Source organism: Chryseobacterium sp. AG363, assembly GCF_003610675.1.
GTDB lineage: Bacteria > Bacteroidota > Bacteroidia > Flavobacteriales > Weeksellaceae > Chryseobacterium > Chryseobacterium cucumeris.
In genome coordinates this window covers 527,810-539,807 of the sequence record NZ_RAQF01000003.1, presented here as the reverse complement: position 1 = coordinate 539,807, position 11,998 = coordinate 527,810, and the positions used below count along the sequence as shown (strand labels likewise).

Annotated in this window: 12 protein-coding genes; all 12 read left to right on the top strand. The window is 33.5% G+C overall.

The window, feature by feature from the left end:
* The first annotated feature begins 163 nt into the window (after positions 1-163).
* The 12 genes from DEU39_RS15370 to DEU39_RS15315 all read left to right on the top strand — a co-directional run bounded on the left by DEU39_RS15370 (position 164) and on the right by DEU39_RS15315 (position 11,966).
* On the top strand, positions 164-1,012 hold the full coding sequence (locus DEU39_RS15370) for an ABC transporter permease (protein ID WP_120232538.1): 849 nt from the start codon (positions 164-166) through the stop codon (positions 1,010-1,012).
* A 45-nt stretch (positions 1,013-1,057) separates the two neighbouring features.
* Positions 1,058-2,314: a polysaccharide ABC transporter ATP-binding protein gene (locus DEU39_RS15365; RefSeq protein WP_120232537.1), complete on the top strand. Its 1,257-nt coding sequence runs from the start codon at positions 1,058-1,060 to the stop codon at positions 2,312-2,314.
* Entirely contained in the window at positions 2,311-2,712 is a 402-nt protein-coding gene (locus tag DEU39_RS15360; RefSeq protein WP_120232536.1) for a sugar 3,4-ketoisomerase, read from the top strand. The genes DEU39_RS15365 and DEU39_RS15360 overlap by 4 nt, the downstream gene beginning before the upstream one ends.
* Positions 2,702-3,568 (top strand): GNAT family N-acetyltransferase, encoded by an 867-nt coding sequence (locus tag DEU39_RS24805; protein WP_120232535.1) that lies wholly within the window; start codon positions 2,702-2,704, stop codon positions 3,566-3,568. The genes DEU39_RS15360 and DEU39_RS24805 overlap by 11 nt, the downstream gene beginning before the upstream one ends.
* A gap of 1 nt (position 3,569) precedes the next feature.
* Positions 3,570-4,502: a GNAT family N-acetyltransferase gene (locus tag DEU39_RS15350; RefSeq protein WP_120232534.1), complete on the top strand. Its 933-nt coding sequence runs from the start codon at positions 3,570-3,572 to the stop codon at positions 4,500-4,502.
* Positions 4,503-4,505: 3 nt separating this feature from the next.
* The gene (locus DEU39_RS15345) at positions 4,506-5,606 is read left to right on the top strand and encodes a DegT/DnrJ/EryC1/StrS family aminotransferase (RefSeq protein ID WP_120232533.1); all 1,101 of its coding nucleotides are present in this window, start codon (positions 4,506-4,508) and stop codon (positions 5,604-5,606) included.
* Between the two features lie 3 nt (positions 5,607-5,609).
* The gene (locus DEU39_RS15340; RefSeq protein ID WP_120232532.1) at positions 5,610-7,109 is read left to right on the top strand and encodes a glycosyltransferase; all 1,500 of its coding nucleotides are present in this window, start codon (positions 5,610-5,612) and stop codon (positions 7,107-7,109) included.
* 15 nt (positions 7,110-7,124) lie between these two features.
* Complete coding sequence (locus tag DEU39_RS15335; RefSeq protein ID WP_120232531.1) at positions 7,125-8,237, top strand: glycoside hydrolase family 99-like domain-containing protein; 1,113 nt, start codon at positions 7,125-7,127, stop codon at positions 8,235-8,237.
* Positions 8,234-9,358 carry a glycoside hydrolase family 99-like domain-containing protein gene (locus DEU39_RS15330; protein ID WP_183037427.1) on the top strand — a complete coding sequence of 375 codons (1,125 nt, stop codon included), beginning with the start codon at positions 8,234-8,236 and terminating at the stop codon, positions 9,356-9,358. The genes DEU39_RS15335 and DEU39_RS15330 overlap by 4 nt, the downstream gene beginning before the upstream one ends.
* Positions 9,351-10,196: a glycosyltransferase family 2 protein gene (locus DEU39_RS15325; RefSeq protein WP_120232530.1), complete on the top strand. Its 846-nt coding sequence runs from the start codon at positions 9,351-9,353 to the stop codon at positions 10,194-10,196. Before DEU39_RS15330 ends, DEU39_RS15325 begins: the two co-directional genes overlap by 8 nt.
* Before the next feature lie 66 nt (positions 10,197-10,262).
* On the top strand, positions 10,263-10,931 hold the full coding sequence (locus tag DEU39_RS15320) for an NAD-dependent epimerase/dehydratase family protein (protein WP_120232529.1): 669 nt from the start codon (positions 10,263-10,265) through the stop codon (positions 10,929-10,931).
* Positions 10,932-11,057: 126 nt separating this feature from the next.
* The gene (locus tag DEU39_RS15315; RefSeq protein WP_228436796.1) at positions 11,058-11,966 is read left to right on the top strand and encodes a glycosyltransferase family 2 protein; all 909 of its coding nucleotides are present in this window, start codon (positions 11,058-11,060) and stop codon (positions 11,964-11,966) included.
* Positions 11,967-11,998 lie beyond the last annotated feature (32 nt).

Below are 11,998 nucleotides of genomic sequence, written 5' to 3'. Positions count from 1 at the left end.
TATAAAATTCATAGACTATTGGCTTTATGGCCAATAGTTTTTGTTCATACCGACAAATATCAATATATTAGTTGTTGATTTTTAGTTTTATTGACTATGAAAATTTATAAACTAATATACACGGTAATAATTAATTATTATAAATTTGCAAAAACTTACACAGATGAATGAACCACAACAAAAGTGGACAGAAACGATTGATGCCGATCATTCGTTATTTGACTTGAAGCTAAAGGAAGTCTGGAGATACAAAGATCTTGTTTATATGTTTGTAAAAAGAGATTTTGTATCCAGCTTTAAGCAGACTATTTTAGGGCCGATCTGGTTTTTTATCAATCCCATTTTAACGACCATTGTCTATCTGGTTATTTTTGGAAGAATTGCCAAATTACCTACAGATGGAGCTCCACCGCTCCTTTTTTATCTGGCTGGTGTTACTCTTTGGAATTACTTTTCTTCCTCATTACTGGCCACCTCCTCTACTTTTACCGGGAATGCCGGCATCTTCGGAAAAGTCTATTTTCCAAGACTGGTTACTCCGTTATCCATTGTTATCTCTAATCTGATGCGGTTTGGAGTACAGCTTATTTTATTCATTCTTGCCTGGGCATATTATTATAGTAAAGGAGAAGTTCATCCTAATATCTGGATTCTTGCAACTCCTTTCCTAATATTCTTAATGGCACTTTTTGCCTTGGGAGTTGGGATGATCTTTTCTTCACTGACTACAAAGTATAAAGATCTTGCAATGCTACTGGGCTTTGGTGTAAGTTTATATATGTATGCAACTCCGGTTATTTATCCTGTTTCCTCATTACCAGGATTTTTTAAAAACCTGGCTTATTATAATCCTTTAACCGGTATTTTTGAATGTTTTAAATATGCTTGGATAGGCGTTGGAGACTTTTCTCCCACCATGCTGGGAATTAGTACTGTTATTATTCTTATCCTTTTAATGATAGGAATTGTTGTCTTCAATAAGGTTGAAAAAACCTTTATGGATACTGTATAACCTTTGTTGGTAAACTTTTTTATTAATTTTAAATCATTTAAGAATATGCTGTCTTTAAAAGCAGAAAATATATCCAAACAATACCGCCTTGGACAAGTCGGAACAGGTACTCTTTCTCATGATCTTAACAGGTTCTGGCATAAAGTAAGAGGAAAAGAAGATCCTTATCTGAAAATTGGTGAAGCCAATGATAGAACAACAAAAGGATTATCCGACTATGTGTGGTCTCTTCGTGATATTAATTTTGAAATCCAACAAGGAGATGCTGTTGGAATTATCGGCAGAAATGGTGCGGGGAAATCAACTCTGCTCAAGGTTTTAAGTAAAGTTACAAAACCTACAACAGGAAGAATATATACAAAAGGGAGAATTGCATCACTGTTAGAAGTAGGAACAGGCTTCCATCCGGAAATGACGGGACGGGAAAACGTTTTTCTTAATGGAGCTATTCTTGGGATGACAAGAAAAGAGATTACAAGGAAATTCGATGAAATTGTTGATTTTTCAGGCGTTGAAAGATATATAGATACTCCCGTGAAACGATATTCTTCAGGGATGTATGTCCGCCTGGCGTTTGCAGTAGCAGCTCATTTAGAGTCTGAAATCCTTATCGTAGATGAAGTTTTAGCGGTAGGGGATTCAGAATTTCAGAAAAAATGTCTTGGTAAAATGAATGATGTAACAAGAGGAGAAGGACGAACTATTCTTTTTGTTAGTCATAACATGACTGCCGTTAAAGAATTATGTTCAAAAGGAATTCTTTTAAACCAGGGTCAGATTAATTACCAAGGTGATATCCTTAGTACTATCATTGAATATCAAAAAAGCAGTGCAACAGAAAGTTCTTACATTTACAATGGCAATCTTGACGAAGCCATTGGGAATGAAAATATAAGAATAAAAGAATTTCTCGTAAGTCCTATTAAAGGAGAGTTACTAGATATTGATTCCGGAGTACATGTGAAACTTGTATTTCATAATTACTGCCCGAATATTACACTCGATACAACATTTGAGTTGAAAAATTATGAAGAGTTGGTAATTTTCCACGTTGGAAACCCTGTTTCTAATAGTGATTCAAAAATTGGAGAATATACTGTAGAATTTGATATACCAGCCGGACTTTTAAATGCCGGAAATTATTATTTCAGACTTTATTTTGGAAAGGATCAAAAAATTCTCCTGTTGGGGGTTGATAACTTTATTGGATTTGAAGTAGAAAATGTAAAAGTTGGAACAATGATGCATATTTATCCCGGAGTAACAAGACCCACTTTTGAATACAAAGTACAAACGCCATGATTCCTAAAATAATAAAACTTCCTAAAATATATGATAAAAGAGGAAATTTATCCTTTTTTGAGTACCCTAATCAATTACCTTTTGAAATAGAGAGAACATACTGGGTATATGATGTTCCCGGCGGAGAAGTTAGGGGAAGCCATGCCTTCAAAGAACAGCAAGAATTTATTATTGCGCTTTCAGGAAGTTTTGATGTTGTAATCCATAATGGAAAAGAGGAGCAAAGATTTTCTTTAAACAGATCTTACTATGGACTGTATATTCCTAATATGTTTTGGCGAAGATTGGAAAACTTTTCGACCAACTCACTAGCTCTTATTGTATCCGACAGAGAGTACAATGAAAGTGACTATATAAGAGATTTCAAAGAATTTAAAATACTGACTGATGAAAAATAATATTTCTGTATTTGACTGTAATGTTATTGATTTAGGTAAAATCAGTTTTGATGAAGGCAACCTTACAGTGGTTGAAAACAATTCATCTTTTCCCTTTAATGTAAAAAGAGTTTTCTATTTATATGATATTGCCGGAGGTGAAAGCAGAGGAGCTCATTCCCATAAAGAATGTCATCAATTTCTGATTGCAGCAAGTGGCAGTTTCGAAGTTTCTTTAGATGATGGAAAATTTAAGAGACAGGTTTTTCTTAACCGTCCTTATTTAGGGCTACATATTCCTCCCGGGATCTGGGCTTCAGAAATTAATTTTTCTTCAGGAGCTATTTGCCTTGTACTAGCTTCACATACTTATAATGAAAAAGATTATATCAGAAATTATGAAGACTTCATAAGCTTTCATCAACTTACCCTTGTAGAATATACTCCGGAAATACTTAGTAAATCCTGGGATTGGCTCAATGAGCCAGAAATTAAACATTTAACAAGTACTCCTGATTTTTCAAAAGATGATCAGCAAACATGGTTTGCTTCACTCAATCAAAATCCAACATATTGGGTCAAAGGTATCCGCTACAACAATCATATTATCGGAGTTGTCGGTCTTAAAAATATAAATATTGATGATGGGGCAGCCGAATACTTCGGATATATTGGAGAAAAGGAATATTGGGGAAAAGGATTAAGTGCTGAAATTTTCAAACACATTTTTAAATTTGCTAAAGAAGAATTTAATTTAAAAAGTCTTTATTTAAAGGTTATAACTGAAAATACCAGAGCTATAAAAGCTTATGAGAAAGCAGGTTTTGTAAAACAAGATTCTGCAGATTCTAACATAATCATGTCCATAAATTTATAAGATGGCTATTGAAATAAAAAAATACAGAAAAGATTATTATGATCAATGGAATCATTTCATAATTGAAAGTAAAAACGGACTTTTCTTTTTTGACAGAGATTTTATGGAATATCACTCTGACCGTTTCAAAGACCATTCACTACTCATTTTTAAGAATAATAAAATTGTAGCGTTATTACCTGCAAATGAATCCGGAACACAGATTATTTCTCATGGTGGCTTAACTTTTGGGTCGTTAATCTTATCACATGCTATAAAGGCAATTGACGTTCTAGAGATTTTTGCTGAAGTAAAGAAATATTATTCTGCTCTTTCTTTCAATGAAATAATATACAAAACTGTTCCTCATATTTTTCATAAATGTCCCTCTGAAGAAGATTTATATGCTCTTTTCCGTAATGAAGCTAACCTTTTTAGAAGAGATATATCATCTGTTATTGACCTTTCTCATCCTATCCGATTTTCAGAAACAAAAAGGCAATTAGTAAGAAAATGTAAAGAAAATAACGTAATTATTACAGAAAATACAAACTTTGAAGAATATTGGAACTTACTTTCCTCTGTTCTTCAGAAATTTGACACAAAACCCGTACATACAATAGGGGAAATCACTCTTTTAAAAGAAAAATTTCCAGAAAATATAAGACTTTTCGAAGCCAATAAGGATGGCAGGATTTTAGCTGGTATTGTTATTTTTGATTTCGGAAATGTCATTCATACTCAATATATGGCAGCATCTCCAGAAGGAAGAAAGGCAGGAGCATTAGATTTTATAAATCATTTTCTTTTGGAAAAATTCAATGATAGAAAATATTACAGTTTTGGAATTTCTACAGAAAACCAAGGCAAATATTTAAACGAAGGGCTCATTCAGCAGAAAGAAAATATGGGAGCAAGAGGAATTGCCTTAGATTTTTATTCAATTAAACTTTAAACTATGATTAAATTTCTTGATTTACAAAAGGTAAACTTACAATATCAAAACGAGATAGAAGCCAAACTTTTAGAAGTTTTCCGCTCCGGGTGGTATCTCATGGGTAACCAGCTTTCAAACTTCGAAAAAAATCTTTCAGAGTATATAGGAGCTAAACATACTATTGGTGTTGCTAATGGCCTGGATGCCTTAAGACTCATTTTGAGAGGCTATATAGAATTAGGAGTAATGAATATCGGAGATGAAATTATTGTTCCATCCAATACTTATATTGCTTCTATTTTAGCTATTTCAGATAATGGCTTAGTCCCAATTTTAGTAGAGCCGGAAATTAACACCTATAATATTGACATTTCTAAAATTGAAGAAAAAATAACTTCAAAAACCAAAGGTATTCTCATCGTCCACCTTCAGGGCAGAGTTGTATTTTCTGATTCACTTAAAGAAATTGCCCAAAAGCATAACCTCAAAATTATAGAAGATAATGCACAGGCAATCGGAGCAGAATGGAATGGAATAAAATCAGGAAATCTAGGTGATGCAGCTGGTTTCAGCTTTTATCCGGGCAAAAATCTAGGAGCCTTAGGGGATGCAGGTGCTGTCACTACGAATGATGATGATTTAATGAAAGCAATCAGAGCATTAGCCAATTATGGCTCTAATCAAAAATATGTCAATATATATAAAGGATTAAATTCAAGGCTTGATGAAATTCAGGCTGCCGTTTTGGATATTAAATTAAAGTATATTGACAACGAAAATAGAATAAGAAGAGAGATTGCAAAACGTTTTATTCACGAAATAAAAAACCCAGCAGTCATTCTCCCAGAATATCCTGCTGATGAAAATGAACATGTATGGCATGTATTTGTTATCCGCTCCGAAAGAAGAGATGAACTGCAGTCTTATCTTACAGAAAATGGAGTGCAGACTCTAATTCATTATCCTATTCCACCTCATAAGCAAGAAGCATATAAAGTCTGGAATGATCTGTCTTTTCCAATTAGTGAGAAGATTCATGCTGAAGTATTGAGTCTACCAATTTCTCCTGTTATGGATACTGAAGAAATAAATAAAATTATTGAGATTATAAATAAGTTTTAGTCCATGTCAAGACTATTAGAGAATAAAAAATATTTCCTTAAAACATTAAAAATTGCTAAACTTCTTTTTGACGAAGAGAAGTTTAATGATTGTTTGATGTATATAGAAAAAACATCATATTCTGCATGGTATAATTTTCCCGGATATTACACCTCTAATTGTTTTGAATCAATCATCAGAAATATTGCTCTTAAAAGCTTAGATTTTGACAATGTAAATATTCAAGATACCGCAGAGGATAAAACATTACATCTTTTTTCCGAAATCAGCAGTATTGGGGGACATTCAAAACTTATTTTCAGCTGGATGGAAAATGATAAAAACAGTAAACATTATCTGCTGAGTACCTGGCAGAATTTCCAGGAAGTCTCTGATATAGCCAAATCTTATCAATATAATATTGATCATAATCTATTTGTTTATGATCAAAAATTAAACATCATTGAAAAAGCTCAAAAAATAGTAGATACATTGAAGGAGAATTATTTCAGCAGAATTATTTTGCACATTCATCCACATGATGTAATCCCTTCTTTGGTTTTTTCTTCTCAAAAATTAAAAAGTCCTGTCTTTTTCCTAAATCATGCTGAACATACCTATTGGCTGGGTGCACCTGTTACAGATTTTCTGCTTCAGATAAGAGAATCAAACATTTTAAAGGATTCTGAAAACCGAAATATTCCAGTACAAGATCAGTTTTTTTTACCAATACCTGTAGATGAGTCATATTCATTAAAAAAGACGGAGAAAAATACATTCAATATTATTTCAATTGGCAGAGCATCGAAGTATGAACCCAATCAGGAATATAATTTCTATGAGGAAGCATTAAAAATTGTAAAAAAATTTGAACATGTCGTCTTTACTATCGTAGGTATTGAACTAAATAATCCCAACAGGAAAATTTATACCCATGAACGATTAATTTTCATTCATCCTACAAGAGATATTAACCCATACATTGAAACTGCAGACTTATATTTAGAAGGGTTTCCTATACCATCTTTCACATCACTTCTGGAACCAGCAATGGCTGGAGTTCCTTTTGTGCTGCATTATAATCCTGCAAGCGTTTATAAGGTTTTTGATGATAATAACCAAAAAGGAATATTCTACCCGCAAGATCTGAAAAGCTGGGAGTTAGAAGTTGAGAGAATTATCAAAGATGAAAATTATAAGAAACTCATCACCAGACAGCAATTAACATATTTACAGGAAAACTATTCATCACAAGGTTGGAATAGAAAACTAGCGAAGATTAAGGATTCTTGTAAAAATAAACAACATAATATCCGAGCTATCCCTCAACATGAAAAATATGTGGATGGAAGAGATGAAGAATTGGTATCAGTTATTGAGTCAAAGCCAACCGAGCACTATTCTTATACTAACCGTTTAGGATTTTTTTCAAAATTAAAAGTTATAAAACTTTCCTTTAACAATCCTTCATGGGTAAAAGTCTTACCCTTGAAACAAACGATCAAATATTTATTTAATAGATAATTTAAGCAAATCAATATGAAAATAAGACCAATCGCTATACATTTACCACAATATCATCCGTTCCCGGAAAATGATGAATGGTGGGGTAAAGGGTTTACAGAATGGACAAATGTAGCTAAAGCAAAACCCTTATTTGAAAACCACTACCAGCCACATCTTCCCGCAGACCTTGGTTTTTATGATCTGAGGCTGGAAGAAGCCCGAATGGCACAGGAAGTGCTAGCCAAAGAATACGGAATTTATGGCTTTTGTTATTATCACTATTGGTTTAATGGTAAACGCTTAATGCATGAGCCAATTGACAAGAAATTAAAAAATCCAAAAGAAGACCTACCTTTCATGTTGTGCTGGGCCAATGAAAACTGGACCAGACGTTGGGATGGTAATGATCATGAAGTATTGATTGAGCAAAAATATTCCGATCAGGACAATGAAGAACATATCAATTTTTTAATTCCTATTTTAAAGGATTCAAGATATATTAGAGTCAACAATAAGCCTATTATTGTAATTTATAAACCTAATATCTTACCTAATGTACAGAAAACCATCCAATGCTGGCGTGAGAAAGCAAAAGAGGCAGGAATGGAATTGTATATATGTCATATGGTTTTTTCTTATCAGGAAGATTGGGATCAGTTAGTTTACGGTTTTGATGCAGCAATTGATTTTGAACCTTTTGGAATCCGTAGAAAAAGTGTTTTCAAAGAGATTAAGGAAAGACAAATCCCGCCAAAAAGAACTATTATAGACAAGATTAAGGGACGTATTATAAAAAAAGAAGTAAAGAAGAAATTCAATTCCGTTCCATATAAGTGGATGGGAGAAAGTTTAATCCGTCAAAAAGATTTTCATTGCAAACTCTATCCTTCTATTGTCCCCGGATGGGACAATACTTCCAGAAGAGGAGAAAACCCTACTCTGATACTCGAAGATTCATCACCGGAATATTTTGAGAAGTGGCTTTCCAATATTAAGTCAGATTTCACCCCCTATTCCGAAGATGAAAACTTTGTCTTTATCAATGCATGGAATGAATGGGCAGAAGGAAATCACTTGGAACCCGACTTAAAATTCGGAACACAATATCTGGAATCCGTTAAGAAAATATTTTCCAATCAATTATGAAAAGAATAAAACCAATTGCCTTTTATCTACCACAATACCACCCTGTTCCGGAAAATAACGAATGGTGGGGTAAAGGATTTACTGAATGGACGAATGTTAGCAAAGCCCAACCTCTATTTGAAGGACACGAACAACCTATATATCCTGGAGATCTGGGGTATTATGATCTGCGTGTTCCTGAAGTAAGAGAACAGCAGGCTCAGATGGCAAAAGACTATGGAGTACATGGATTTATCTATTATCACTACTGGTTTGGCAACGGCAAACAATTGCTGGAACGCGTGGCAAATGATGTATTACAATCAGGAAAACCAGATTTCCCTTTTTGTTTCTGCTGGGCCAACGAAACATGGTCAGGAATATGGCATGGGTTATCAGAAAAAATACTTGCTGAACAAATCTATCCTAATGAAAAAGACTTAATTGCCCATTTCGAATATCTTCTGCCTTTCTTCAAAGATGAAAGATATATCAAAGTAGACAAAAAGCCTCTTTTCATTATCTATGATCCGAATCATTTAAATGACGGGGATCCTCACTATATTACAAAATTCAGAGAGCTCGCCAGGAAAAACGGATTTGATGATCTATACATCATGGCATCCAATAAGCTCCGTGATGACCTGGATTTTAAATCTATGGGATATGACAGTAAGATCTCCAATGCATTTCAAAAGGCCTGGATACCTCATATTGCGAAGAAAGAATATATTTCTCACTCTCAATATTATAAAAACAGGATAAAAGGATTAATAGGAATTAAGAAAAAAGAACAGCCTAAAGTTAACATTCAGGATGCTAAGGCAGTAGTAAACGACTTAAAGTTTGAAGAAAGCAATATTCCTACCTATCCATGTATCCTGCCCAATTGGGATAATACTCCAAGAAGCGGCTACAGAGGAATCATTTTAGCTAACAATTCCCCGGAACTGTTTGAACAGCAAGTAGAAAAGGCTATAGGATATCTTGAAGATAAAAAGGGTTATCCGGAACAGTTTTTAATTATAAAATCCTGGAACGAATGGGCAGAAGGGAACATCCTGGAACCAGATAGAAAACACGGTTTTGGGTATTTGAATGCATTAAAAAAAATCTTGAACAAACACAGTCGAAATGAGTAAATTCAGTGTACTTATCGCCAACTATAATAATGGTCATTTTTTTTTAAAATGCTACCAAAGCTTAGTTGCTCAGACAGAAACAGACTGGGAAGCGGTAATTTTGGATGATGGCTCTACTGATGATTCTCTTGAAGTCATAAAAAAAATCATAGGTGATGATTCCCGGTTTAAAATCAATCAGAATGACCAAAACAAGGGAATCGGTTATACAAAAAGAAGATTAATAGAACTTGCTGAATCTGAAATATGTGGTTTTCTAGATCCTGATGATGGGTTAACGACTCATGCTTTGGAAGTTATTTTAAAGGCATATTCTGAATATCCCGAAGTGGGTATGGTATATTCCAATTTTGTATTTTGCGATGAACATCTTAATCCTAAATCGGTCCATAAAGCGAAACAGATTACTGAGCTGAATTACTCTTACTATAATTTTAACGGCGAGATTTCACATTTTGCTACTTTTAAGAAAAAGATATACGAAAAGACTTCCGGCATTGATCCGTTTCTAAAAATTGCTGAAGATAAAGACTGGTACATGAAAATGTGCGAAACAGCTCCTGTAAAATATATTGATGAAGATCTATACTTATACAGAATCCATGATAGTGGTATTTCTACGACTAAAAATGCTGAGAAAGCACTGTTCTGGCATTGGGTAGCGCTGATAAAAATGGCAGAAAGAAGAAACATCAGTGTTGAAGATCTTTTTCTTCAAAGCTATGTTCCGAAAAATAAATATGAACAGGTACTCAACCAATTAAACCATGTAAAAAATTCAAGATGGGCAAAACTGGGAAATAAAATTGGGTTATTTAAAATCTTTAAAAAGCTCTAAAATCTATTGATCACCATGAAAGATTTAAAAGAGATACAACTAACATCTTAAGTATACAAGAAGCATATGATTATTGGTAACGGAATGCTGGCAAATGCCGTAAGATTTTATGACAAAGATGAGGTTATCTTTTTCGCATCGGGAGTTTCCAATTCTCTTGAAAAGGATCCCTCAGCATTCGAAAGAGAAATACGCCTTCTCCATTCCTGTATTGAGGAAAATCCACATAAAAAACTTATTTATTTTTCTACCTGCAGTGTTTATGATCCCTCCAAAACGGAAAGTCCTTATGTAAAGCATAAACTTAATGCAGAAAAGATCATTGCAGAAAACTGTGTCAGCTATATTATCTTCCGGGTAGGAAATGCAGTGGGACATGGTGGTAATCCCAATACACTGATCAATTTCCTAAGTAATGCTGTTATCTCGGAAAAAAGATTTACTCTTCATCGAAATGCAGGAAGAATCCTGATCGGAATAGATGATATTGGCTCTTTTGTAGGAAGTAATATGATGGACCTTAACAATACGATCATCAATCTTGCTTATCCTTATCAGTATTCATTGTCAGAAATACTGTGCCAGCTCGAGAGTCATCTCGGTAAAGAGGCTGTGTATGATGATAGTGATGAAGGTTCGTTTTATACTATTGAATTCAATGAACTTACTGAAAGCTTTTTTACAGGAATATCTCCAACGGAATACTTGAAAAAGCTATACTCAACCTACTTATAACATGATTATTCCTGAAAAAATAATTTTGTACCTTGTACCAAGTGTCAGAAATCATTATCAAAAAAGATAGTGACCACTATATATCTAAAAAAACACATTGTAAAAAATAATTGATTAAAAATGAAAATGAATCCCAAAATATCTGTCATTGTCCCCTGTTATAATCAAGCACGTTTTCTGGATGAATCCCTGCAGTCTATTCAGGATCAGACCTATGAAAATTGGGAATGTATCATTGTTGATGACGGATCTCCTGATAATACAGCAGAGACAGCCGATAAATGGGTAAAAAAAGATAGCCGTTTTAAATATCTTCACAAAGAAAACGGAGGTTTATCTTCTGCAAGAAATGCTGCTCTGGAAGTCACAACCGGAGATTATATTCAGTTTTTAGATGCAGATGATATCTTAGCTCAAACCAAGTTTTCAGATTCATTCAATCTGATACAAGACAAAGAAGCAATAATAGTGTCAAATTTTTGTTTATTTGACGATTCTAATAAGCAAGAGTTATTGCCTCCCTTTTGCAAGCTATCTCAGGATTTACTGAATTTTGAATCTATCCTGTATCAATGGGACCTCACATTTACAATTCCCATTCATTGTGGTTTGTTTCCAAAGTCTATTTTTGAAACTATTCGTTTTAATGAAAATCTAAAAGCGAAAGAAGATTGGCTTTTGTGGATTCAAATTGCACAAAAAAACATCGATTTCATTTTTTTAAATGCTCCTCTGGCTTTGTATAGGAAGCATGCAACGAGTATGTCACGGGACAGGAAACATATGATTTTATATCAGATGCTTTTCTATAATGAAGCTGAAAAAGTGATTTCCAACTCTGACTTCAATAAATTACTTTTAAAACACTTAGACATTAACTATAACAAAGTGAATGAATTAACCATTGAAATAAGAAATTTAAAAGAATCAAAAACTTTTAAACTCCTTTTGGCTTTAAAAAAAATGACTGAAGATCTGGGGCTATTAGATTTATCTAAAAAATTATTTCGTTTAATATCGAAGCTTAGGAAATAAATTCATTTCAGAAGTCTTACAAAATAATAAAG

What these genes read in the sequence shown, in the direction of transcription:
- DEU39_RS15340 (WP_120232532.1), top strand. Translation starts at nt 5,610, where the DNA reads ATGTCAAGACTATTAGAGAATAAAAAATATTTCCTTAAAACATTAAAA.
- DEU39_RS15320 (WP_120232529.1), top strand. Translation starts at nt 10,263, where the DNA reads ATGATTATTGGTAACGGAATGCTGGCAAATGCCGTAAGATTTTATGAC.
- DEU39_RS15335 (WP_120232531.1), top strand. Translation starts at nt 7,125, where the DNA reads ATGAAAATAAGACCAATCGCTATACATTTACCACAATATCATCCGTTC.
- DEU39_RS15325 (WP_120232530.1), top strand. Translation starts at nt 9,351, where the DNA reads ATGAGTAAATTCAGTGTACTTATCGCCAACTATAATAATGGTCATTTT.
- DEU39_RS15370 (WP_120232538.1), top strand. Translation starts at nt 164, where the DNA reads ATGAATGAACCACAACAAAAGTGGACAGAAACGATTGATGCCGATCAT.
- DEU39_RS15345 (WP_120232533.1), top strand. Translation starts at nt 4,506, where the DNA reads ATGATTAAATTTCTTGATTTACAAAAGGTAAACTTACAATATCAAAAC.
- DEU39_RS24805 (WP_120232535.1), top strand. Translation starts at nt 2,702, where the DNA reads ATGAAAAATAATATTTCTGTATTTGACTGTAATGTTATTGATTTAGGT.
- DEU39_RS15315 (WP_228436796.1), top strand. Translation starts at nt 11,058, where the DNA reads ATGAATCCCAAAATATCTGTCATTGTCCCCTGTTATAATCAAGCACGT.
- DEU39_RS15365 (WP_120232537.1), top strand. Translation starts at nt 1,058, where the DNA reads ATGCTGTCTTTAAAAGCAGAAAATATATCCAAACAATACCGCCTTGGA.
- DEU39_RS15360 (WP_120232536.1), top strand. Translation starts at nt 2,311, where the DNA reads ATGATTCCTAAAATAATAAAACTTCCTAAAATATATGATAAAAGAGGA.
- DEU39_RS15350 (WP_120232534.1), top strand. Translation starts at nt 3,570, where the DNA reads ATGGCTATTGAAATAAAAAAATACAGAAAAGATTATTATGATCAATGG.
- DEU39_RS15330 (WP_183037427.1), top strand. Translation starts at nt 8,234, where the DNA reads ATGAAAAGAATAAAACCAATTGCCTTTTATCTACCACAATACCACCCT.